The organism is Amycolatopsis rhabdoformis, assembly GCF_035918295.1.
Taxonomy (GTDB): domain Bacteria; phylum Actinomycetota; class Actinomycetes; order Mycobacteriales; family Pseudonocardiaceae; genus Amycolatopsis; species Amycolatopsis rhabdoformis.
Map to the genome: position 1 here is coordinate 615882 of NZ_CP142149.1, position 20798 is coordinate 636679.

The window sequence follows — 20798 nt, forward strand, 5'->3', positions numbered from 1 at the left end:
GCGGCGCGTCGGGCGGCCGTGGAGGCGAGCGTCGGGAGTGCTGCTCACTCCGTCCTGATCGAGTCCGGCCGCATCGCGGTGCGCAACGCCGGCAGCGCGAGCGCGGTCACCAGCAGTACCAGGGCGAAGCCCGTGCCGGCCAGGACGCCGATCGTGGTCCAGTCGACCTTCACCGGGGTGCCGAGCAGACGGTCGACGAGCGCGGCGAGGCCGAGGCCCGCGGCGACGGCGGCGAGCACGGCCAGGACCAGCGGCACGGCGGTCTGCCACAGCAGGGAACGGGCCAGCACCGAGCGCGGTACGCCCGCCGCGGCGAGGAGGGCCAGCGGGCGGCGGCGTTCGCGGACCTGCTCCAGGGCGAGCACCAGCATGCTCACGCCGGCGAGCAGCAACGTGAAGATCGAGCCCGCGTTGAGGCCGGTGCTGATCGTGGCGAAGGTCTTCTGGTCGGCGGTGAGCAGGTCGCCGGTGCCGCCGGACACGAACGTCTGCCAGGTCAGGGCGCCCACGGCGTTGGCGATCCGGTCGGTCGCGCCGGCGTGGCCCGGGGCGAGGCGGACCCAGGCCCGGGCGGTGACGTCGGCGGGTGGGGTGAGGTGCGTGGCGGCGGCCGGGGTGAGCAGGACGTCGCCGAGGTAGGGGCCGCCGGAAAGGCGTTGCGGGACCGGCACGAGGCCGGCCGGCACGGTGAAGGTGCCGTGGGGGCGTGGCCGCGGGCCGGTGTCGTGGGCGCCGACGAGGGTCAGGACGTCGCCGGGGCGGGTCTGGAGCGGGGTGCGGGGGAGGAAGGCGTCGCCGTCGGTGCAGTGCGGCACGGCGAGGGTGCGCTGGATCGTCGCGCAGGAGGTGACGACGATGGTCACGCGCTCGTGCGAAGCGGCCGAAACGGCGCTGATGCTCCTCGCGAGGCCGACCTGTGCCACGGCCGGCACGCCCGCCAGATCGGCCGCGACCTGATCGGCTGCGGCCGGTGTGGTGTCCACGGTGACCCAGTCGTCGGCGGCCCGCTCGGGTGCGTACTGGCTGCCGGTGGAGAGCAGCACGAGCTGCATCGCGATCGCGCCCGCCAGCACCACCGCGACCCCGCTGACCACGCGGGCCGGGGTGCCGCTGTCGAGCTGGAGCCGGCGCACGGCCAGCTGCCACGACGGCGCCCCGCCGCGCAGCCGGCCGACGGTGCGTTCCAGCAGCCACGGCAGGATCGTCGGCACGCCGGCCAGCAGCGCCGCCGCGCCGGTCGCCACGATCGCGATCCACGAGGCCGTGCCCGGATCACCGCCGGGTGCGGCGGCCAGGAGCAGGCCGGCGCCCGCGACCACCGGCACGAACCGCCACCAGCCGCGCCGCCGCACGGGTTTGCCGTCGCGCACCACGCCGAGCGGCTCGATGATCGTGCGGCGCAGCGAAACCAGCACCGTGCCCACGGCCAGCACCGGCAACAGCACCACGATCAGCACCGCGAGCACCGGCGACGGCACGACGTCCGAGGTGAACGCGCTCCACCCGAGCACCTCGACCCGCGGCGCCAGCAGTCGCAACCCGAGGAACGCCGCCGTGCCGAGCACGAACCCGACGGCCACGCTCACCAGCGTCTCCGCCGCCGCGATCCGCCGGACCTGCCACGCCCCCACCCCGGCCAGCCGCAACGCCGCCAGCCGCCGATCACGCTGCGCCCCCGCGATCCGGCTGCTCACCGCCACGAAGATCAGCATCGGCACGAGCAACGCCGCCCCGCCGACCACCGCCACGATCACCAGCGTCGGATCGGTCGCCGCTTCCGGCTCGGCCCCACCGAAGGCGTAGACCTCCATCGCCCGCGGCCCGATCTCCGCGGCCGGCGGCAGCGGCCCGGTGCCGCCGAAGAACGCCAGATCCGCCGGCCCGCGCAACCCCGCGTCGGCGATGGTCCCGACCACCCGCTGCGGAAACCGCGCCCGCAGCCCGGGGTCTGCCGCCATCAACCCGGCGAGCGCGGGCGACACCACGATCTCCCCGGCCCCGGGCAGCCGCCCGATCCCTGGCGGCACCGGCGAACCCGGCCCGGTGCCGTGCAGGTACTGACCGCTGATCAGCCGGCCCCGGTACACCGAGTCGTCCCGCACCAGCTCGGTCGGCGCCACCCCGGCGACCACCTCGGCCCGGGGCAGCCCCGCGCTCACCCGCGCGTCCTGGTTCCCCAGCACGTGCCCGATCGACGCGAACACCAGCAACACCGCCACGGCCACCCCGATGCCGAACGCCCCGAGCACCACCCGAACCCACGCCGTCCGCCCACCTCCGACGGCCAGCCGGATCCCCAGCGCGAAGTCGCGCGGCCAGCTGTTGCGTACGGGCAAGTCGTGCAGCGGGGACAGTGCCCTCGTCGCGGTGGCGGTCATCGGTTCGGCTCCCGCATCTGGATCCGTCCGTCGCGCACTGCGATCTCGCGGTCCGAGTACGCCGCCGCCCGCGCCCCCAGCTCCACGCGCACCCACGCCGTCCGCCCACCTCCGACGGCCAGCCGGATCCCCAGCGCGAAGTCGCGCGGCCAGCTGTTGCGTACGGGCAAGTCGTGCAGCGGGGACAGGGCCTGCGCCGTGGTGGCGGTCATCGGTTCGGCTCCCGCATCTGGATCCGTCCGTCGCGCACTGCGATCTCGCGGTCCGAGTACGCCGCCGCCCGCGCCCCCAGCTCCACGCGCACCCACGACGTTCGCCCGCCCCGGACGGCCAGTCGGATCCCCAGCGCGAAGTCGCGCGGCCAGCTGTTGCGTACGGGCAAGTCGTGCAGCGGGGACAGCGCCTTCTTCGCGGTGGTCGTCACTGGCTCGGCTCCCGGACCTGAATCCGCCCGTCCCGCACCACGATCTCGCGATCCGAATACGCCGCCACCCGCGCCTCGTGCGTCACGAGCACCACCGCAGCCCCGGTTTCCTCCGCCGCCGAAGCCAGCAGTTCCATCACGCGCTCGCCGTTGAGCGAGTCGAGCGCGCCCGTCGGTTCGTCCGCGAAGATCACCCGCGGCCCGGTGACCAGCGCCCGCGCCACCGCCACCCGCTGGCCCTGACCCCCGGACACGTCACCGGGTTGCTTGCGTGCCACCTCGGCGACCTCCAGCCGTTCCAGCCACTCGCTCGCGGCCCCCTCGGCCGCCCGGCGCGAAAGGCCCGCCAGCCGCAGCGGAAGGCTCACGTTCTCCAGGCAGGTCAGCTCCGGCACCAGCTGCCCGAACTGGAAGACGAACCCGAAATCCCTGCGGCGCAACGCACTGCGCTGCGCGTCGGAGAGCCGTGCGAGGTCCGCGCCGGCGTAGACCACCGTGCCGCGATCCGGTGTGACGATGCCGGCCAGGCAATGCAGCAGCGTCGACTTCCCCGAGCCCGACGGACCCAGCACCGCCACCACTTCACCCGCGTGGATCGTCACGCTCACGTCCGAGAGCGCGGCGGTCGGCCCGAACGCCTTGGTCAACCCGGCGCCGCTCAGCACCACGTCAGGCCCGGTCATGCTCGCCTCCCCGAGGTGATCCGTCCGCAGTGTGCGGTGCGGCCGCGGATCCGGCGAGCCGGGCCACCCGGTCCGCGGCCAGTTCGAGCCACCGCAGGTCCGCTTCGAGGTGGAACAGCGCGAAGTCGCCGATCAGCGCGTCGACCAGGTCGCCGGCCCGCTTGCGCCGGGTCAGCTCGCGCATCGCGCGCAGGTGCTCGGTGCGCTGCACGTCGAGCACCTCGGCGGCGTCGCGGCCGCTCAGCAGCGCGAGCGCCACCTTGGTGGCGAGCGTGGTCTGCAGGTGCGCGACGGGCTCTTCGGGCGTGCGCAGCCACGTCTCGACGTCGGTGATGCCCGCGTCGGTGATCGTGTAGCGCTTGCGGTCGGGGCCGTCGCCCGCCTCGACACCCGCGACTTCCACGAGCCCGTTTTTCAACAGCCGCGACAGCGTCGAGTAGACCTGCCCGTAGCGCAGCGGGCGGTCGTGCCCGAACTGCTCGTCGTAGGTCCGCTTGAGGTCGTAGCCGTGTTTCGGGCCGGCCTCGAGCAGTCCGAGCAGAGCGTGACCGATCGACATGCCGGCGACTATACCTGAGAAGTATACTCGCCATGTATAGTCGTGTTTGCGCAGTTCAGCGACGCAGGGTGATCCACTGTGCCGCCCGGGCACTCTTCGTTCCCGCTGCGATCCCGCTCGCTGAAACCCCCGTGAACGTCGCCACTTTCTTCCGTATAACGGCAGAAGCGGGAATGTCCGGCCGTCGGGCCGGTTGATTCCCGGCGACGGAGGGGGTGGCGATGACGCTGCTGACGGTGTGGCCCGACGACCAGCCGGGTCACGTGCTGCTGCGGACCGAGGACCCGGGCACGATCACGGCCGAATTGGCCCGCCTCGGGGTGGAGTTCGCCCGCTGGCCGGTGGACGGGCCGATGCCCGGCGCCACCGAGGCCGAGGTGCTCGCCCGCTACCGGGACCGGGTCGACGAACGCACCACGGCCGTGGGCTACCACGCCGTCGACGTGCTCACCGGCGACTTCGGCCCGGCCGAACGCGCCCTGCCGCGCGACGAGGACCGCTTCTTCGTGACCGGCTCCGCCGTCTGGTACCTGCACGCGGGCCGCCAGGTCCACGCCGTGCTGTGCGAACCCGGCGACCTGCTCGGCATCCCGGCCCACACCCGACACTGGCACGACGGGGGCTCGAACCCCGGCCACGTGACCGTCCGCGTGCGCCACCCGGCGTCGAGCGCGGCCCCGTCGGCCACGGAACCGTTGCGGGACCACGACTTCCCGGGCTTCGACGAGCTGGTGGCGGGCCGCGAGTCGAGCTGGCCCGCGCTCAGCCACTGACGCGGGTCCCGCCTGCGGACCCGGCCGCCGGCGGGCACGATGGAGCCATGACGACTGTCGCTTTCCTGGGCACCGGGATCATGGGCCACCCCATGGCCGCCAACCTCGTGCGCGCCGGCGTCGCGCTGCGGGTGTGGAACCGCACGCGCGCCAAGGCCGAGCCGCTGGCGGCCGACGGCGCCACCGTCGCGGACACGCCGGCCGAAGCCGCGTCAGGCGCCGACGTGCTGGTCACGATGCTGTCCGACGGCCCCACGGTCGCCGAGGTCTTCGCCGCCGCCGACGTGAAGCCCGGCACGCTCTGGCTGCAGATGAGCACCGTCGGCACGGAGTGGATCGCCACGCTGGCCGAGGCCGCCGAGAAGGCCGGCGTCGTGTTCGTCGACTGCCCGGTGATGGGCACCAAGGTGCCCGCCGAGCAGGCCCAGCTGCAGGTCCTGGCCGCCGGCCCCGACGAGGTGCACGACACCGCCGCGCCGATCTTCGACGCCGTCGGCTCGCGCACGCGCTGGCTCGGCACCGAACCCGGCACGGCCACCCGGCTCAAGCTCGTGATGAACGCCTGGGTGCTCGCGCTGACCAACGCCACCGCCGAAAGCCTCGCCCTCGCCCGCGCGCTGGGCATTGACCCTCAGCTGTTCTTCGACGTGATGGAGGGGACCGGCTTCGACGTCGGCTACGCGCGCATGAAGGGCCCGCTCATGCTCAGCGGCGACTACCCCACGAGCTTCCCGGCCGCGCTGGCCGCCAAGGACGCCCGGCTCGTGGTCGAGGCCGCGGGCGACGCCGTGGACGTGGGCGGCGCGGCGGCCACGCTGGCGCACCTCAACGCCGCCGTCGACGCCGGCCACGGCGAGAAGGACATGGCCGTGCTCTACCGGGCCGTGGCCAAGGAAGACGCCGTGGCCAAGGAAGACGCCTGACCCGAGGCGGCCGACCCTCCGCCGGGTTCGTCCGGTGGAGGGTCTTTCGCGGGGACACACCCGCAGGTCGGAACCGCTTCGGCTGCGCTGAGTGACCGACCGGCGGGGCGACACCGCCGAACGGCTGGCCAGGCGGTAACCTCACTGGCACCGAAGACCCGTGCAACCCCGAGGAGGGCCCGTGTCGGCAGGGCAGATCGCCGCGCTGATCGCCGCAGGAGCATTCGTACTGCTGGTCTTGCTGCTGGCGATCCCGCTGCTCAAGCTCGGCCGCACGCTGGACGAGGCGACGATCGCGATCCGCAAGGCCCACGAGAACACCGACCCGATCCTGCTGGGCGCCAACGAGACGATCACGCACGTGAACACCCAGCTCGAGCGCGTCGACGGCATCACGGCCAACGCGCAGGCGGTCACGGGCAACGTCTCGGCCCTGTCCTCGGTGTTCACCGCGACCCTCGGCGGCCCGCTCGTGAAAACCGCCGCGCTGTCCTACGGGATCAGCAAGGCGATCCGCGCGCGCCGCAAGAAGCAGGAAGCGAAGGCCCAGCGACCCGCTCGCCGGAGGCAGAAGTGAAGCGGCTGTTCTGGCTCGGCGTCGGCGTGATCGCCGGGGTCGCGCTCACCCGCAAGGCCGGCGAGACGGCTCGTCAGGTCACTCCCTCGGGGTTAGCATCGAACCTGGGCGAGGCCGTGCGTGAGCTGGCCGGCGCCGTCGGTTCGTTCGGCGCCGAGGTGCGCGCCGGGATGACCGAGCGGGAACAGGAGCTGCACGACATGGTCGAGGAACGGACCGGGTTCACCGCGCCGCCGGGTGGCGCGGGCCGGCACGCCGCCACGCGGCGCCCCGTCCGGCGAGCTCGCCGGGCGGAAGGCTGAGCTTTTCGCGCCCGCGAGCAGCGCCCTTCCGCCGTCGCCGCTTCCCCCTTTTTCCCGGTCCGAACTTCGCGCCGCGTGGTGCGCGGACCCCAGCCCGAGGACACACGCGTGGACACACACGAGATCACCGAACGATTCCTGCGCCATTACGAGGAGAAGGGGCACACCCGCGTGCCCAGCGCCTCGTTGATCCTGGACGACCCGAACCTGCTGTTCGTGAACGCCGGCATGGTGCAGTTCAAGCCGTACTTCCTCGGTGAGGCGCCGCCGCCGTACTCGCGCGCGACCAGCGTGCAGAAGTGCGTGCGCACGCCGGACATCGACGAGGTCGGCAAGACCACCCGGCACAACACGTTCTTCCAGATGGCCGGCAACTTCTCGTTCGGCGACTACTTCAAGGAAGGCGCCATCGAGCTGGCCTGGGAGCTCATCACCGGGCCCCAGTCCGAGGGCGGCTACGGCCTCGACCCCGACCGCATCTGGGCCACCGTGTACGAGGACGACTCCGAAGCGGCGGGGCTGTGGCGCAAGCTCACCGGCCTGCCGTCGGAGCGCATCCAGCGGCGCGGCATGGAGGACAACTTCTGGTCCATGGGCATCCCCGGCCCGTGCGGGCCCAGTTCCGAGATCTACTACGACCGCGGCCCCGAGTACGGCCGCGAGGGCGGGCCCGTCGCCGACGAGGACCGCTACATCGAGATCTGGAACCTGGTGTTCATGCAGAACATCCGGGGCGAGGGCGCGGGCAAGAAGAGCTTCCCGATCCTCGGTGACCTGCCGGCGAAGAACATCGACACCGGCATGGGTGTCGAGCGCGTGGCCACGATCCTGCAGGGCGTGGAGAACGTCTACGAGACCGACCTCGTGCGCCCGGTGATCGGCCGCGCCGAGGAGTTCTCCGGCCGCCGCTACGGCGCGAACCACACCGACGACGTGCGCTTCCGCGTGATCGCCGACCACGCCCGCACCGGCGTGCTGCTGATCGGCGACGGTGTGACGCCGGGCAACGACGGCCGCGGCTACGTGCTGCGCCGGCTGCTGCGCCGCATCGTCCGCTCCACGCGCCTGCTGGGCGTGCAGGAGCCGGTGCTGCAGGCGTTCGCCGAGGTCGTGCGCGACACGATGGGCCCCACGTACGGCAACCTCGTGACCGACTTCGACCGCATCTCCGAGGTCGTGCGCGTGGAGGAGGAGGCGTTCCTCGCCACCCTCACCAGCGGTTCGCGCATCTTCGACCTCGCCGCGGCGGAGACGAAGAACTCCGGCGGCGACGTGCTCGCCGGCGACAAGGCGTTCCAGCTGCACGACACCTACGGCTTCCCGATCGACCTCACGCTCGAGATGGCGTCCGAGCAGGGCTTGAGCGTGGACGAGGACGGGTTCCGCACGCTCATGGAAGAGCAGCGCACCCGGGCGAAGGCCGACGCGGCGCAGCGCAAGCACGGCCACGGTGACCTCTCGGAGTACCGCAAGCTGCTGGAGCAGCACGGCGAGACCGAGTTCCTCGGCTACACCGAGCTGCAGGCCAGCGCCAAGGTCGTCGGCCTGCTGGAAAACGGGCAGCCGGTGCGCAGCGTCTCCGCGGGCCACAAGGCCGAGCTGGTGCTCGACCGCACGCCGTTCTACGCCGAGAGCGGTGGCCAGGTCGCCGACATCGGCGTGCTGCTCGGCGACGGTGCCAAGGTCAACGTGCTCGACGTGCAGAAGATCGTGCCGGGCCTGTTCGTGCACCGCGTCGAGGTCGTCGAGGGCGAGGTCGGTCTCGGCACCGAGCTCACCGGCTCGGTCGACGCGGCGCGGCGCCTGTCGATCGAGCGCTCGCACTCGGCCACGCACCTGGTGCACGCGGCCGTGCGCGGTGCGTACGGCAAGCGCGCGGCGCAGGCCGGTTCGCTCAACTCGCCGGGCCGGATGCGGTTCGACTTCACCACGCCCGCCTCGGTGTCCTCGGACATCCTCACCGAGGTCGAGGAAGAGGTGAACGACTACCTGCAGACCGACGTCGAGGTGCAGAGCTACATCACCACCAAGGACAAGGCGCTCGAGCTCGGCGCGGTCGCGCTGTTCGGCGAGAAGTACGGCAACGACGTGCGCGTGGTCGACATGGGCGACTACTCGCGCGAGCTGTGCGGTGGCACGCACGTGGACCGCATCGGCCAGCTCGGTCTCGTGAAGCTGGTGGGCGACTCGTCGATCGGGTCGGGTGTCCACCGCGTCGAGGCGCTGGTGGGCCCGGACGCGCTGAAGCACGTGCGCAAGGAGCAGCTGCTCGTGTCGCAGCTGGCGAACACGTTCAAGGTGCCCACCGACGAGCTGCCGGGCCGCATCGAAGACGTGCTCACGCGGCTGAAGAACGCGGAGAAGGAGATCGAGCAGCTGCGCACGCAGCAGGTGCTCGGCTCGGCCGGCGCGCTCACCGACAAGGCGCAGGACCTCGGCGGGGTGTCGGTGGTGGCCGAGGTCGTGCCGGACGTCGACGGCAACGGGCTGCGGGCGCTGGCGTCCGACGTCCGCGGCCGCCTGGGCGACCGGCCCGGCGTGGTGGCGTTGTTCTCGCCGTCGGGTGACAAGGTGGCGTTCGTCGTGGCCACCACGGCGGCGGCGCGTGACCAGGGCATCGCGGCGGGCAAGCTCGTGCCGTCGTTCGCCGGCGCCATCGGCGGCCGCGGTGGCGGCAAGCCCGACATGGCGCAGGGCGGCGGCAGCAACCCGGCCGGCGCGCAGCAGGCCGCCGAGGCGCTGCGCGCGGCGGTCGCCGGCGTTGGCCGCTAGCTCCCGCCGGGGCCCGGATCGACCTGGTGAGTCCGATCCGGGCCGCGGCCGGCGGCTCGGCGTGGATGTCGGGTCTGTCCGGGTGGGCGTCGCCCTGAGCGATCCCGCCCCCATCCTCGCGAGCCCGCTCGTTACCCTCTCCCGTGATGCGACCGACGACAGCGATCTGGACAAGCTTGCCGAACTCGTCACCGAACACGAGGTGGTCGAGGTGATCGTGGGCTTGCCGAAGACACTGGCGAACCGAGCCGGGCCCGCCGCGCAGATCGCGGTGGAGTACGCCGACAAGCTCGCGACGCGACTCGGCGCCGTCCCCGTGCGTCTCGCCGACGAACGGTTGACGACGGTCACGGCGTCCCGAATGCTTTCGCAGCGGGGGGTCAAGGGACGCAAGCAGCGGGCGGTGGTCGACCAGGCCGCCGCTGTCGAGATCCTGCAGGCCTGGCTCGACGCCTCCGCCGCAAAGCGCGCCCGGAAAGGCGACTCATGACCGAGCCCCGCGGCCCCGAGAACCCGGGTGGCCGCCGACGCTTGCGCGACTCCGACAACCCCGGCGGCCCCGCCGACGGCCCCCGGCGCCGGCGCACGCCGCCGCCTTCGGGCTCCCACGAACTGCCGCCGGCCGGAGCCCGCGGCCGCCGCGCCGCCCCGGATCCCGCCGACGCGCCACCTCCGCAGACCGGGCGTCGGCGTCGCCGCGAGGACGCCCCCGCGCCGCAGGCGCCCCCGTCGGCTCCTCCGCCGGCCACCGGCCGGCGCCGTCGGCGTGAGCCCGCCGACGCGCCGCCGCCGCCACCTCCGCGTGCCGATCTGCCGCCGGCTTCGGGCGAGCCCCGCCACGGCGAGGTCCCGCCCGCCGGCCCTCGCGGCGGCGACCTGCCTCAGCCGACGGGTCACGCTCGCCACGGCGACCCGTACCAGGACTCGGACGAGGTGCCGCCGCCTCCGCCGCCGGGCCCGCCCGCGGCGCCGCGCCGCCGGCGCCGCGCCGACCCGGGTGACGTGCCGCCCGCACCGCCGCGTCGCCGCCCACGCTCCGACACCGGTGACCTGCCCCTGCCCGGCGACCCCGGCCCGGCCCGGCCGGTCCGCCGCCCCGGCCCTCCGGACGGCTCGATGCCGCCGGACCCCCGGTTCGCTCGCCCGGCCGACGGCTCGATGCCGCCGGATCCGCGCTTCGCCGGACCCGTGGACGGCTCGATGCCTCGGGACCCGCGGTTTGCCGGTCCGGTGGACGGTTCGATGCCGCCGGATCCGCGGTTTGCCGGTCCCGTGGACGGCTCCATGCCGCCGGACCCGCGCTTCGCCGGTCCGGTGGACGGCTCCATGCCGCCGGACCCGCGCTTCGCCGGTCCGGTGGACGGTTCGATGCCGCCGGACCCCCGGCTCGGCCGACTGGCGCTGGGTGACCAGCCGCAGCCCGGCCCGCGTCGCCGGCGTCCGCCGCCGGTGGAGCACCCGACCGACGTGATCCCGGCCGTGCCGGACGCCGCGCCGCGTGAGCAGATCGACGACCTGTTCGGCGAGGACGACGACTACGAAGACGAGTACCGCGAAGACGCCGACTACGACCAGGCCTACGACAGCGAGGCCTATGACGAAGACGGCTATGAAGACGGCGACTACGAGGACGAGGACTACGCCGAAGAACCCGCGCCCGCCAAGAAGAAGCGCAAGCGCAGCAAGCGCGCGCTCGGCTGGGTCGCGGCGTTGCTGGTGCTCGTGGTCTTCGCCGGCGGCGCCTACTACGGCTACCAGCGGATCTTCGGCTACGACGACTACGACGGCGGCGGCGAAGGCAGCGCGCTGATCCAGGTCGAGGACGGGGACACCACGTCGGCGATCGGCAGCAAGCTGGTCGACGCGGGGGTGGTCGCGAGCACGAAGGCGTTCGTGAAGGCGGGCGCGGAGAACACCGCGCTGAGCCGGATCCAGCAGGGCTACTACCTGCTCAAGCAGCACATGTCCGGCGAGAGCGCGGTCACGCTGATCACCTCGGCGGCGGCGCACGTCGGGCGGCTGGAGATCCGGCCGTACATGCAGCTCGACGACGTGAAGCAGCCGGGTGACAAGGTCGCGCCGGGGATCTACTCGCTGATTTCGAAGGCGTCGTGCGCGGAGCTCGACGGCAAGAGCACCTGCATCTCCACCGCCGACCTGCGCAAGGCCGTCGCCGACGCCGACCTCAAGACCCTCGGCGTGCCCGACTGGGCGGTGGACGGCGCGCAACACGCGCTGAGCAAGGACAAGCGCATCGAAGGCCTCCTCGCGCCCGGGCTCTACGACGTGAAACCGGGCTCGAGCGCGAAGGACCTGATCACGAACCTCGTGACGCAGTCGGCCGACGCGATCCAGGCCTCGGGTCTCAGCGCGCAGACTTCCGGCCCGAAGCAGACGCCGTACGAGACGCTGATCATCGCCTCGCTCATCGAGCGCGAGGCGATCACCGACGACTTCCCGAAGATCTCGCGGGTCATCTACAACCGGCTCGACCAGAAGATCAAACTCGGCTTCGACTCGACCGTGAACTACGTGGTCGACAAACCGACCCTGCTCACGAGCAAGGCCGACCGCGAAGCCCCCGGGCCGTACAACACGTACCTGAACTACGGCCTTCCGCCCACGCCGATCGGCGTGCCGAGTACGGCCGCCATCAAGGCGGCGGTGAACCCGCCGGACGGCGACGAGCTGTACTTCGTGAAGTGCGAGAAGGACGGGCACTCGTGCTTCGCCTCGACCCTCACCGACCACAACAAGAACATTGATCTGGCGAAGTCCCGTGGCGTCTTCTGACGGTCCGCGCAAAGCGGCGGTCCTGGGCAAGCCGATCGAGCACTCGCTTTCCCCGGTGCTGCACCGGGCGGCGTTCGACGCGCTGGGGCTCACCGGCTGGACCTACGAGCGCGTGGAGACCGGCGCCGACGAGCTGCCCGGCCTCGTCGACGGGCTCGGCCCAGAGTGGGTCGGCCTGTCGGTGACGATGCCGGGCAAGCGGCGCGCGCTCGACCACGCGGTGGAGGTGACGCCGCGCGCGGCAGCCGTCGGCGCGGCCAACACGCTGGTGCGGGTGGCGGGCGGCTGGCTCGCCGACTGCACCGACGTCGACGGCATCACGGGCGCCTTGCGCGCTGCGGGCGGATACTCGCCTTCGCCGGGAGATCACGCTGTGGTGCTGGGCGCCGGGGGTACGGCGGCGGCCGCGGTGGTCGGGCTGGCCGCGCTGGGCGTCGCGTCCGCGAGCCTCGTGGTGCGGGAGCCGACGCGGGCGAGCGAGACGCTCGACGCGGCGAAACGCGCGGGCCTCGCCGTCGAGGTGCTGCGGTGGTCCGAAGTGGACTTCACGGAGCTGGCGGCGCGCACGGCCGTGCTGGTGAACACCGTGCCGCCCGAAGCGGTGTTGGCCCACGTCGAGGAGCTCGCGCGGGTGCCGAGCGTGCTGGACGTGATCTACCACCCGTGGCCGACACCGCTGGCCGAAGCCGTGACCGCGCGCGGTGGCCGGCTGGCGACGGGGCTGGACATGTTGCTGCACCAGGCCTTCGGCCAGGCCGAGCACTTCACGGGCCGGCCCGCGCCGCGCGAGGAGATGCGGGCGGCGCTGCGCGCGGCGACGGGGGACATCCTGCCGCTGCCGATCGGCTGAGGCGCTCTCTCCGAGGCACTGTTCCCGAGGCACGCGCGCGGGGGAGTTGCTATCCTGGCCGACTGCCCACTCGCCGTTGATCAGGGGGATCACATGTCGTCCACCAGCCAGCAGCCACGCACCGACGACGAGATCCGGGATTCCTGGGTCGCCGAACCGCCGCGCCTCGACAGCACGGTCACGCTCGCCGAGTACGACGAGCAGTGGCCGGTGTTCTTCGACCGCGAAGCTGAACGCATCCGCACCGCGCTGGGCGAGCGAGTGGTGCTGCTCGACCACGTCGGATCCACGTCCGTGCCCGGTCTCGCGGCCAAGCCGATCATCGACATCCTGCTGGAAGTGCCGGACTCCGACGACGAGGATGCCTACCTGCCGGCGCTGGAAGCGGCGGGCTACCGGCTGGTGATTCGCGAACCGGAGTGGGAGAAGCACCGCTGCTTCACCCGCGCCGACCCGAAGGTCAACCTCCACGTGCACTCACCCGGCAACGGCCAGACCGAGCGGTACCTGCTCTTCCGCGACCGGCTGCGCACACGTCCCGAAGAACTGGCCACCTACCTCGCCAAGAAACGCGCGCTGGCCGCGCGGACCTGGACCTACCTCCAGCACTACGCCGACGCGAAATCCGAGGTCATCGACGAGATCGTGGCCCGGGCGCGGGCCGCGCAGTACGACGCGTTCAGCCAGGCCTACGCCGACCACGCGGCCACCAGCGTCACCAACGCCCTCTACGACCGGCCGGCCATCGTCGAGCTCGCCGGGGACGTGAGCGGGCACCGGGTGCTGGACGTCGGCTGCGCCGCGGGCCACCTGAGCGCGCTGCTCGCCGGCCAGGGTGCCGAGGTGGTGGGCGTGGACGTGAGCGAAGGGCTGATCGCCCTGGCGCGCAAGGAGTTCGGTGGGCTGGCGACCTTCGAGGTCGCCGACCTCGCCGCGCCACTGTCCTTTGCGGACGGTGCGTTCGACACCGTCACCGCGTCACTGGTCCTGCACTACCTGGCGGATTTCGGGCCGGCGTTGCGCGAACTCCACCGGGTTCTGCGCCCGGGCGGACAGCTCGTGTTCTCCGTGCACCATCCCGGTGAGGACTGGCGGTGGTTCGAGCGCGAGAACTACTTCGAGACCGAACTGCTCGACGACGAGTTCGTGCTCGGCACGCACCGTCAGGCGGTGAAGTTCTACCGCCGGCCGTTGAGCGAGACATTCGACGCGGTGCGCGAAGCCGGATTCACCGTCGATCGGCTGGAGGAACCGATGCCGGTCGCGGAAGCCGACACTGCCGACCCGCGCGTGGCCCACCTGCTGCGGACGAAGCCGCGGTTCCTCTACTTCCGTTGTGTGGCAGGAGAAGCGTGATCCTGAACTGTCGTGCGGTGCTCTTCGACAACGACGGCGTGCTCGTGGACTCCACAGCGTCGGGGGAGCGGTCGTGGACGCGCTGGGCCCTCGAGCACGGCCTCGACCCGGCGACCGTGCTCGAGGGCGTGCACGGCCGGCGCTCGACCGAGACCGTGCGGATGTTCCTGCCCGAGGACGAGGCCGACGAGGGCCTGCGGCGGATCGACGAGCTGGAGATCGGCGACGCCCCGAGCACCGTCGCGATTCCCGGTGCGGCCGAGCTGCTGGCGGGCCTGGCCGGCAACTGGGCCGTGGTGACCTCGGCGTCCGCGCCGCTGCTCGCCGCCCGGCTGGCGGCCGCGGGCCTGCCGCACCCGCCGGTGGTCATCACCGCCGAGGACGTGGCGAAGGGCAAACCCGACCCGCAGGGGTACCTGCTCGGGGCGCGGCGGGTGGGAGTGCCGATCGGCGAGTGCGCGATCTTCGAAGACAGCGGCAACGGCCTCGCCGCGGCGGTGGCGGCCCGGCCCGCGGCCGTGGTCGGCGTGGGCCGGGCCGCGCTCGATTCGCCCGCTTCGCCCGTGGTGCACGACTTGCGTGGGATCGCCTGGACCGGCGCCGGCCTGCGGGTGGACGCTGTTCTGCGCGCGTGAGCGGACTACGGTGGGGCGTATGAAGATCGCGATTCTCGACGACTACCAGAACGTCGCCCTCACCTACGCCGACTGGCCCTCCCTCGGCGCCGACATCGAGGTCTTCACCGAGGCCTTCACCGGCGAAGACGACGTGGTGCGGCGCCTGGCCGGGTTCGACGTCGTGGTCGCCATGCGCGAGCGCACCCGCTTCCCGGCCGAGGTCCTCGACCGGCTGCCCGACCTGCGCCTGCTGGTGAGCACGGGCCGGCGCAACGCGGCGATCGACGTCGCCGCGGCGAAGCGCAACGGCGTCGTCGTGTCCGCGACCGGCTACCTCGGCCCGCCGACGCTGGAGCACACCTGGGCGCTCATCCTGGCCGCCGCGCGCAACCTCCCGGCCGACGTGCGCTCGATGCGCGACGGCGGCTGGCAGGTCGGTGTCGGCACCGTGCTGAGCGGCAAGACCCTGGGCCTGCTGGGCCTGGGCCGGCTCGGCAGCGCGTCGGCGAAGATCGGGCAGGCGTTCGGCATGGAGACGATCGCGTGGAGCCGGAACCTCACGCCGGAGAAGGCCGCGGAGCACGGCGTTTCGGCCGTGTCGAAGGAAGAGCTCTTCGAGCGCAGCGACGTGCTCTCGATCCACGTGGTGCTCTCGGACCGCAGCCGCGGCCTGGTCGGCGCGCCCGAGCTCGCCCGCATGAAGCCGACCGCGCTGCTGGTGAACACCTCGCGCGGCCCCGTCGTGGACGAGGCCGCACTGCTGGATGCTCTGCGGGACAAGAAGATCGCGGCCGCGGCCCTCGACGTATACGACGTGGAACCCTTGCCCGCCGACCACCCGGTGCGCGGCCTCGACAACGTGATCCTCACACCGCACGTCGGCTACGTCAGCCGCGAGACCTACGAGATCTTCTACCGCGACGCGGTGGAGGACATCGCGGCTTTCCAGGCGGGCGCGCCGATCCGCGTGATGGAGTGACGTTCAGCCGCGCGGTTCAGCCGCACGTTTTCAGCTGCGCAGGTCCGCCAGCACCGCGTCGGTGAACGGCGGCCACACCTCCGCCGCCCACGGGCCGAAGGAGCGGTCGGCCAGGGCGACGCAGGCGTGGCGCGCCTCGGGGTCGACCCAGAGGAACGTGCCGGACTGTCCGAAGTGGCCGAAGGTGCGCGGCGAGCTCGCGGAACCGGTCCAGTGCGGGGACTTGTGGTCGCGCAGCTCGAAGCCGAGACCCCAGTCGTTGGGCTTCTGGTAGCCGAAGCCGGGCAGCACGCCGTTGAGGCCCGGGAACGCGACGTCGGTGGCGGCGGCGAGCGTGGCCTCGGCCAGGAGCTTCGGCGCCTGCAGCTCGGCGGCGAACTTGAGCAGGTCGTCCACAGTGGACGAAGCGCCGGAGGCGGGGGAGCCCTCGAACGTGGTCGAGGTCATGCCGAGCGGCTCGAGGAGGGCCTCTCGGACGTAGTCGGCGAACGGGATGCCGGAGTGTTCGGTGAGGGTTTCGGCGAGCACCTCGAACCCGGCGTTGGAGTACAGGCGCCGGGTGCCCGGGGCGGCCATCTCCTTGTGCGCGTCGAACGCGAGGCCGGAGGTGTGGGCGAGCAGGTGGCGCACGGTGGAGCCCTCGGGCCCGGCGGCGGTGTCCGGCTCGACCACGCCTTCCTCGAGCGCGATGTGCGCGGCGTACGCCGTGAGCAGCTTCGTGACCGACGCCAGCCGGAACACGCGCGTGGTGTCGCCGCGGCTGCCGCGCACCTCGCCGTCGGCGGAAACCACCCCGGCCGCCGCGTTGTCCACCGGCCACTTGTCGATCAGGCGCAGGCTGTCCATACGACCAGCGTAACCACCCTCGAAACGAGCGAAGGGGCCACCCGGCGCCGGTTTCCCGGCGGCCGGACGGCCCCTCACCCCTACCCCTGGAGCGGTACCTACTGAGCGTCGAGATCCGTGGTCACGAGCTCCGCCACCGCTTCGATCGCGGCGTCGGCGCCCTCACCCTCGGCGCTGATCACGACCTCGTCGCCGTAACCGGCGGCGAGCGTCATCAGGTTGAGCACGCTGCCGGCGGCCACCGGGTCGCCGCCGGCCTTGGCGATGCTCACCGCGACGGGCTGCGCCGCGGCCGCCTTGGCGACGAGCGCGGCCGGCCTGGCGTGCAGGCCCACCTTGCTGGCCACGGTGACTCGTTTCTCCGGCATGATCGTCCTCTCTCGTTTCCTGCGGTTGAGCTTACTTAGCGGCGGTGCGGTCGAGGTCGGCCTCGATCGAGTCGTCCTCGCGGCCCGGGGTCTTCAGGTTCCACTTCGTGATCACGAACCGGAAGACCACGTAGTAGATCGCCGCGAAGATCAAGCCGATCGGGATCAGCCAGATCACGTTGTGCGCGGTGTCCAGCGACGAGTTCAGGGCGAAGTCGATCGCGCCGCCCGAGAACGAGAAGCCGAGGTGGATGTTGAGCGCGTTGCAGACCGCCAGCGAGACGCCGGTCATGATCGCGTGGAAGATGTAGAGCGGCCACGCCACGAACATGAACGCGAACTCGATCGGCTCCGTGACACCCGTGATGAACGAGGTCAGCGCCGCCGAGATCATGATCGAGCCCACGATCTTCTTCTGGCCCGGCTTCGCGGTCTGCCAGATCGCCAGCGCCGCGGCGGGCAGGGCGAACATGAAGATCGGGAAGAAGCCGGTCTGGAAGATGCCCGAGCCCTGGACGTGGTTGTTCAGGAAGTTCGGGATGTCGCCGCCGTTGAAGATGAACCACACCGGCACGTTGAGCAGCTGGTGCAGGCCGATCGGGATCAGCAGGCGGTTGAGCACACCGTAGATGCCGCCACCGACCACCGGCGAGCCGACCACGGCCTTGCCGATGTCGTTGATGCCGGCGTCGACGTACTTGAAGAGCAGGCCGAAGATCACGCCGAGGATGATCATCGCGAACGCGGTGATGATCGGCACGAAGCGGCGGCCACCGAAGAAGGCCAGCCAGCTCGGCAGCTTGATCCGGTAGTACCGCTGCCACAGCAGGGCGGCGACGATACCGCTGATCACGCCGGTGAGGACGCTGTAGGGCCAGTGGATCGGCGAGGCGTCCCACGCCGGCTTGTAGCCCTGCTGGCTGCTGATCGGCGCGATGGCCTGGATCACCTTGTTGAACACGATCCAGCCCACGACCGCCGCGACGGCCGTCGAGCCGTCGCCCTTGCGGGCGAAGCCGACCGCGATACCGATGGCGAACAGCAGGGGCAGCCAGTCGAACAGGCCACCGCCGGCCGCGCCGATGACGGCCGAGACCTTGTCCCAGCCGAGTCCGTCCTTGCCGAACACGTCGTCCTGGCCCAGCCGGTTGAGAAGACCGGCCGCGGGCAGGACGGCGATGGGCAGCATGAGGCTGCGGCCGAAGCGCTGCAGCCCGGCGAGACCGCCGCCGCCGCCCTTCTTGCCCTTCGCCCCCTCCGTGGTGGTGGCGCTCATCGTCGGGTACCTCCGTAGTGGGGTTGATGGCCGGAATCCGGGGTGTTCCGATCCAACTGCATGGTCACCTGGTAGTGATCTCCCCGGTACCAGGACGTCATGTCCTCCACCGGTTCTCCGCCTGCGCTGGAGACCCGGCGGAAGACGAGGAGCGGACTGCCGGTGCGCATGCCGAGCAGGCGCGCCGTCTCGCGGTCCGCGGATTCGGCCCACACCGTCTGGTACGCCTGGTCCGGCCGGAGGTCGTAGGCCTCGGCCAGCTGGGCGTACAGGGAACGGGTGAGGTCGAGGTCGAGCAGGCCGGGCGTGCGTCCGGCGTGGTACCAGCCGCGTTCCACGGCCAGCGGCACGCCGTCCGCGCGCCGCAGCCGCACCAGCCGGTGGGCCGCCGCGCCCTCGGTGAGCCCGAGGGCGTGGGCCGAGGTCACCGGCGGGACCTCGAGCGACGTGGACACCACCTCCGTGGTGGGGGTGAGCCCGCGCCGGCGCATGTCGTCGGTGAAGGACATCAGGTAGAGCTGCAATTCCATGCGGCGCGCGGCCGTGAAGGTGCCCTTGCCGCGCACGCGCGCCAGCAGGCCCTCCTCCACGAGCTTGCCGATGGCCGAGCGCACCGTGAGGCGCGAGACACCGTAGCGCTGGGCGAGCTCGCGCTCCGACGGGATCGGGGAACCGGGCGGGAGCTCGCGCTCCACGGACCGGCGCAGGATCTCGCGCAGCTGGGCGTGCTTGGGCGTGGGCCCGTTCACGACCTGGTCCGTCTTTTCGACGCGGTCGGGCGGCGGGACGTGCGCGGCTGCGCTCATCGGTGTCACCCTCCTGTGTCGTCGCCGTGTGGTCGCACCGGGTGGCCGGTGCTCGCGTCTTCGCCGGAAGATTGGTACGTTCCGGTCTAGACCAATAATTCCGATGGGGCAGGATGCTCCGCCCCGTGAGCGGGTGTCAACCACCGTTATGCGTTCGTGGCCTGCGGCGACGTGCGTGCCGACGAACGGCGTAGTACTGGTGGAGCGCATTGGCTCACGGGGGAAACCCACGGGAAACGAGGAGGCCGCGATGGCGGATGACAGGCCAGAGAAGATTCTCGCGGCGCTCGGCGGCGTGGACAACGTCATCGAGATCGAAGGCTGCATCACGCGCCTTCGCTGCGAGCTGGAGGACACCAGCATCGTCGACGAGGCGGCGCTGAAGGCCGCCGGTGCGATGGGCGTGGTGAAGATGGGTTCGGCGGTGCAGGTGATCGTCGGGCCCGAGGCCGACACGATCGCCAGCGACATCGAGGACCTGATGTGAGCCTCGAGATCCTGAGCCCCGTCGCGGGCGAGGTCGTGGCGATCACGGAGGTGCCCGACCCGGTGTTCGCCGAGGCGATGGTGGGCCCCGGCATCGCCGTGAAGCCGAGCGGCGCATGGGCCGACGCCGTGGCGCCGGTCGACGGCACCGTGGTCACCCTGCACCCCCACGCCTTCGTGGTGGCGACCGAGGACGGCCGGGCCGTGCTCGTGCACCTCGGCATCGACACCGTGAAGGAGAAGGGCGAGGGCTTCACCCTCCACGTGGTGAAGGGCGAGCAGGTGCGCGCCGGCCAGCCCGTGGTCGGCTGGGACCCCGAGGCCGTGGCGGCCAAGGGCTACTCGCCGATCGTGCCCGTGGTGGGGCTCGACGCCCAGGCCGACGTGCTCGCGGGCCTCGAGGCCGGGCGCACGGTCGCCGCGGGTGATCCGCTGTTCAGCTGGAACAGCTGAGCCGCCTCAGCTGCTTCGCCTGTTTCGGCGGCTTCGGCTGCTTCGACGAGGAAGGGCCCCTTGTGGACGGTGATCGTCCACAAGGGGCCCTTTCGCGTGTCGTGGGTGGTTCGGGTCGTCAGGCGGTGACGACCTCGCCGTTGTCGACCTTCACGTTGATCTTGGGCAGCGGCTTCTCGGCCGGGCCGTTCTTCACCGCGCCGGTGAGCGAGTCGTACACCGAACCGTGGCAGGGGCAGTGGATCTCGGCGCCCTGGGGCGGGTTCACGGTGCAGCCCTGGTGGGTGCAGATGGCGCTGAAGCAGTTCACGGTTCCGGCGGTGGGCTGGGCCACGATCACGTCCTGGCCGTCGGGGGTCTTGGCGGATTTCGCCTGGCCGACGGGCACGTCGGCGAGCGCGATCACCTTCCCGCCGGGCTTCGGGGCGTCGCCCGACGAACCCGAGTCCGAGCCGGCGCCACAGGCCGCGAGGGCGACGGTGCCCACGGCGACACCGGCGACGGCGGCCCCGGTGGTGAGAACGGAGCGGCGGGAGTGCAGTTCGGCAGTCATGCTCCTACTAACGAAACGACGGCG

The 20798-nt window shown here is 72.1% G+C and carries 23 protein-coding genes; 13 read left to right on the forward strand and 10 right to left on the reverse strand.

Translation table 11 applies throughout. From position 1 onward, the window contains the following. Positions 1 to 44 precede the first annotated feature (44 nt). The 5 genes from VSH64_RS02865 to VSH64_RS02885 are packed head-to-tail and all read right to left on the reverse strand — an operon-like array spanning position 45 to position 4044. A complete protein-coding gene (locus VSH64_RS02865; protein ID WP_326833881.1) occupies positions 45 to 2378 on the reverse strand; it encodes an FtsX-like permease family protein in 2334 nt (777 codons plus the stop codon). Continuing rightward, positions 2375 to 2590: a hypothetical protein gene (locus tag VSH64_RS02870; RefSeq protein ID WP_326833882.1), complete on the reverse strand. Its 216-nt coding sequence runs from the start codon at positions 2588 to 2590 to the stop codon at positions 2375 to 2377. The genes VSH64_RS02865 and VSH64_RS02870 overlap by 4 nt, the downstream gene beginning before the upstream one ends. Next, positions 2587 to 2802, reverse strand: a complete 216-nt coding sequence (locus VSH64_RS02875; protein WP_326833883.1) for a hypothetical protein — start codon at positions 2800 to 2802, stop codon at positions 2587 to 2589. Before VSH64_RS02875 ends, VSH64_RS02870 begins: the two co-directional genes overlap by 4 nt. After that, positions 2799 to 3485, reverse strand: coding sequence for an ABC transporter ATP-binding protein (locus VSH64_RS02880; RefSeq protein WP_326833884.1), 687 nt, complete (start codon positions 3483 to 3485; stop codon positions 2799 to 2801). Before VSH64_RS02880 ends, VSH64_RS02875 begins: the two co-directional genes overlap by 4 nt. Next, the gene (locus VSH64_RS02885; protein ID WP_326833885.1) at positions 3472 to 4044 is read right to left on the reverse strand and encodes a PadR family transcriptional regulator; all 573 of its coding nucleotides are present in this window, start codon (positions 4042 to 4044) and stop codon (positions 3472 to 3474) included. The genes VSH64_RS02880 and VSH64_RS02885 overlap by 14 nt, the downstream gene beginning before the upstream one ends. A gap of 221 nt (positions 4045 to 4265) precedes the next feature. Here VSH64_RS02885 and VSH64_RS02890 point away from each other — a divergent pair, with 221 nt between their 5' ends. The 11 genes from VSH64_RS02890 (at position 4266) to VSH64_RS02940 (ending at position 15986) form a co-directional block, all read left to right on the forward strand. Then, a complete protein-coding gene (locus tag VSH64_RS02890; protein ID WP_326833886.1) occupies positions 4266 to 4817 on the forward strand; it encodes a cupin in 552 nt (183 codons plus the stop codon). Positions 4818 to 4864: 47 nt separating this feature from the next. Continuing rightward, a complete protein-coding gene (locus tag VSH64_RS02895; RefSeq protein ID WP_326833887.1) occupies positions 4865 to 5740 on the forward strand; it encodes an NAD(P)-dependent oxidoreductase in 876 nt (291 codons plus the stop codon). A 181-nt stretch (positions 5741 to 5921) separates the two neighbouring features. Next, positions 5922 to 6317: a DUF948 domain-containing protein gene (locus VSH64_RS02900; RefSeq protein WP_326833888.1), complete on the forward strand. Its 396-nt coding sequence runs from the start codon at positions 5922 to 5924 to the stop codon at positions 6315 to 6317. Then, positions 6314 to 6619: a hypothetical protein gene (locus tag VSH64_RS02905; RefSeq protein WP_326833889.1), complete on the forward strand. Its 306-nt coding sequence runs from the start codon at positions 6314 to 6316 to the stop codon at positions 6617 to 6619. The genes VSH64_RS02900 and VSH64_RS02905 overlap by 4 nt, the downstream gene beginning before the upstream one ends. Before the next feature lie 108 nt (positions 6620 to 6727). Continuing rightward, positions 6728 to 9391 (forward strand): alanine--tRNA ligase, encoded by a 2664-nt coding sequence (gene alaS, locus VSH64_RS02910; RefSeq protein ID WP_326833890.1) that lies wholly within the window; start codon positions 6728 to 6730, stop codon positions 9389 to 9391. Continuing rightward, complete coding sequence (gene ruvX / locus VSH64_RS02915; RefSeq protein ID WP_326833891.1) at positions 9381 to 9881, forward strand: Holliday junction resolvase RuvX; 501 nt, start codon at positions 9381 to 9383, stop codon at positions 9879 to 9881. Before alaS ends, ruvX begins: the two co-directional genes overlap by 11 nt. Continuing rightward, complete coding sequence (gene mltG / locus VSH64_RS02920; RefSeq protein WP_326833892.1) at positions 9878 to 12184, forward strand: endolytic transglycosylase MltG; 2307 nt, start codon at positions 9878 to 9880, stop codon at positions 12182 to 12184. Before ruvX ends, mltG begins: the two co-directional genes overlap by 4 nt. After that, the gene (locus tag VSH64_RS02925) at positions 12171 to 13034 is read left to right on the forward strand and encodes a shikimate dehydrogenase (protein WP_326833893.1); all 864 of its coding nucleotides are present in this window, start codon (positions 12171 to 12173) and stop codon (positions 13032 to 13034) included. The genes mltG and VSH64_RS02925 overlap by 14 nt, the downstream gene beginning before the upstream one ends. 93 nt (positions 13035 to 13127) lie before the next feature. Continuing rightward, positions 13128 to 14390: a GrpB family protein gene (locus tag VSH64_RS02930; RefSeq protein ID WP_326833894.1), complete on the forward strand. Its 1263-nt coding sequence runs from the start codon at positions 13128 to 13130 to the stop codon at positions 14388 to 14390. Then, on the forward strand, positions 14387 to 15025 hold the full coding sequence (locus VSH64_RS02935; RefSeq protein ID WP_326833895.1) for an HAD-IA family hydrolase: 639 nt from the start codon (positions 14387 to 14389) through the stop codon (positions 15023 to 15025). Before VSH64_RS02930 ends, VSH64_RS02935 begins: the two co-directional genes overlap by 4 nt. Before the next feature lie 19 nt (positions 15026 to 15044). Further along, entirely contained in the window at positions 15045 to 15986 is a 942-nt protein-coding gene (locus VSH64_RS02940; protein ID WP_326833896.1) for a D-2-hydroxyacid dehydrogenase family protein, read from the forward strand. Between the two features lie 30 nt (positions 15987 to 16016). Here the strand turns inward: VSH64_RS02940 and VSH64_RS02945 are convergent, their stop codons facing one another. The 4 genes from VSH64_RS02945 to VSH64_RS02960 all read right to left on the reverse strand — a co-directional run bounded on the left by VSH64_RS02945 (position 16017) and on the right by VSH64_RS02960 (position 19282). Then, positions 16017 to 16832, reverse strand: a complete 816-nt coding sequence (locus VSH64_RS02945) for a serine hydrolase domain-containing protein (RefSeq protein ID WP_326833897.1) — start codon at positions 16830 to 16832, stop codon at positions 16017 to 16019. Between the two features lie 98 nt (positions 16833 to 16930). Next, positions 16931 to 17200, reverse strand: a complete 270-nt coding sequence (locus VSH64_RS02950; RefSeq protein WP_326833898.1) for an HPr family phosphocarrier protein — start codon at positions 17198 to 17200, stop codon at positions 16931 to 16933. 31 nt (positions 17201 to 17231) lie between these two features. After that, entirely contained in the window at positions 17232 to 18476 is a 1245-nt protein-coding gene (locus tag VSH64_RS02955; protein WP_326833899.1) for a PTS transporter subunit EIIC, read from the reverse strand. Next, positions 18473 to 19282, reverse strand: coding sequence for a GntR family transcriptional regulator (locus tag VSH64_RS02960; RefSeq protein WP_326833900.1), 810 nt, complete (start codon positions 19280 to 19282; stop codon positions 18473 to 18475). The genes VSH64_RS02955 and VSH64_RS02960 overlap by 4 nt, the downstream gene beginning before the upstream one ends. A 148-nt stretch (positions 19283 to 19430) precedes the next feature. Here VSH64_RS02960 and VSH64_RS02965 point away from each other — a divergent pair, with 148 nt between their 5' ends. Then, entirely contained in the window at positions 19431 to 19769 is a 339-nt protein-coding gene (locus VSH64_RS02965) for a PTS glucose/sucrose transporter subunit IIB (protein WP_326837888.1), read from the forward strand. Beyond that, positions 19766 to 20221 (forward strand): PTS sugar transporter subunit IIA, encoded by a 456-nt coding sequence (locus VSH64_RS02970; RefSeq protein ID WP_326833901.1) that lies wholly within the window; start codon positions 19766 to 19768, stop codon positions 20219 to 20221. The genes VSH64_RS02965 and VSH64_RS02970 overlap by 4 nt, the downstream gene beginning before the upstream one ends. A gap of 118 nt (positions 20222 to 20339) precedes the next feature. Here the strand turns inward: VSH64_RS02970 and VSH64_RS02975 are convergent, their stop codons facing one another. Next, positions 20340 to 20774, reverse strand: a complete 435-nt coding sequence (locus VSH64_RS02975) for a Rieske (2Fe-2S) protein (protein WP_326833902.1) — start codon at positions 20772 to 20774, stop codon at positions 20340 to 20342. Between the last annotated feature and the right edge of the window lie 24 nt (positions 20775 to 20798).

Excerpts from the sequence above, each read along its gene's own strand:
- VSH64_RS02865 (WP_326833881.1), bottom strand. The coding sequence starts at position 2,378 with ATGACCGCCACCGCGACGAGGGCACTGTCCCCGCTGCACGACTTGCCC.
- VSH64_RS02870 (WP_326833882.1), bottom strand. The coding sequence starts at position 2,590 with ATGACCGCCACCACGGCGCAGGCCCTGTCCCCGCTGCACGACTTGCCC.
- VSH64_RS02880 (WP_326833884.1), bottom strand. The coding sequence starts at position 3,485 with ATGACCGGGCCTGACGTGGTGCTGAGCGGCGCCGGGTTGACCAAGGCG.
- VSH64_RS02885 (WP_326833885.1), bottom strand. The coding sequence starts at position 4,044 with ATGTCGATCGGTCACGCTCTGCTCGGACTGCTCGAGGCCGGCCCGAAA.
- VSH64_RS02890 (WP_326833886.1), top strand. The coding sequence starts at position 4,266 with ATGACGCTGCTGACGGTGTGGCCCGACGACCAGCCGGGTCACGTGCTG.
- VSH64_RS02895 (WP_326833887.1), top strand. The coding sequence starts at position 4,865 with ATGACGACTGTCGCTTTCCTGGGCACCGGGATCATGGGCCACCCCATG.
- mltG (WP_326833892.1), top strand. The coding sequence starts at position 9,878 with ATGACCGAGCCCCGCGGCCCCGAGAACCCGGGTGGCCGCCGACGCTTG.
- VSH64_RS02930 (WP_326833894.1), top strand. The coding sequence starts at position 13,128 with ATGTCGTCCACCAGCCAGCAGCCACGCACCGACGACGAGATCCGGGAT.
- VSH64_RS02940 (WP_326833896.1), top strand. The coding sequence starts at position 15,045 with ATGAAGATCGCGATTCTCGACGACTACCAGAACGTCGCCCTCACCTAC.
- VSH64_RS02945 (WP_326833897.1), bottom strand. The coding sequence starts at position 16,832 with ATGGACAGCCTGCGCCTGATCGACAAGTGGCCGGTGGACAACGCGGCG.
- VSH64_RS02950 (WP_326833898.1), bottom strand. The coding sequence starts at position 17,200 with ATGCCGGAGAAACGAGTCACCGTGGCCAGCAAGGTGGGCCTGCACGCC.
- VSH64_RS02955 (WP_326833899.1), bottom strand. The coding sequence starts at position 18,476 with ATGAGCGCCACCACCACGGAGGGGGCGAAGGGCAAGAAGGGCGGCGGC.
- VSH64_RS02960 (WP_326833900.1), bottom strand. The coding sequence starts at position 19,282 with ATGAGCGCAGCCGCGCACGTCCCGCCGCCCGACCGCGTCGAAAAGACG.
- VSH64_RS02965 (WP_326837888.1), top strand. The coding sequence starts at position 19,431 with ATGCGTTCGTGGCCTGCGGCGACGTGCGTGCCGACGAACGGCGTAGTA.
- VSH64_RS02975 (WP_326833902.1), bottom strand. The coding sequence starts at position 20,774 with ATGACTGCCGAACTGCACTCCCGCCGCTCCGTTCTCACCACCGGGGCC.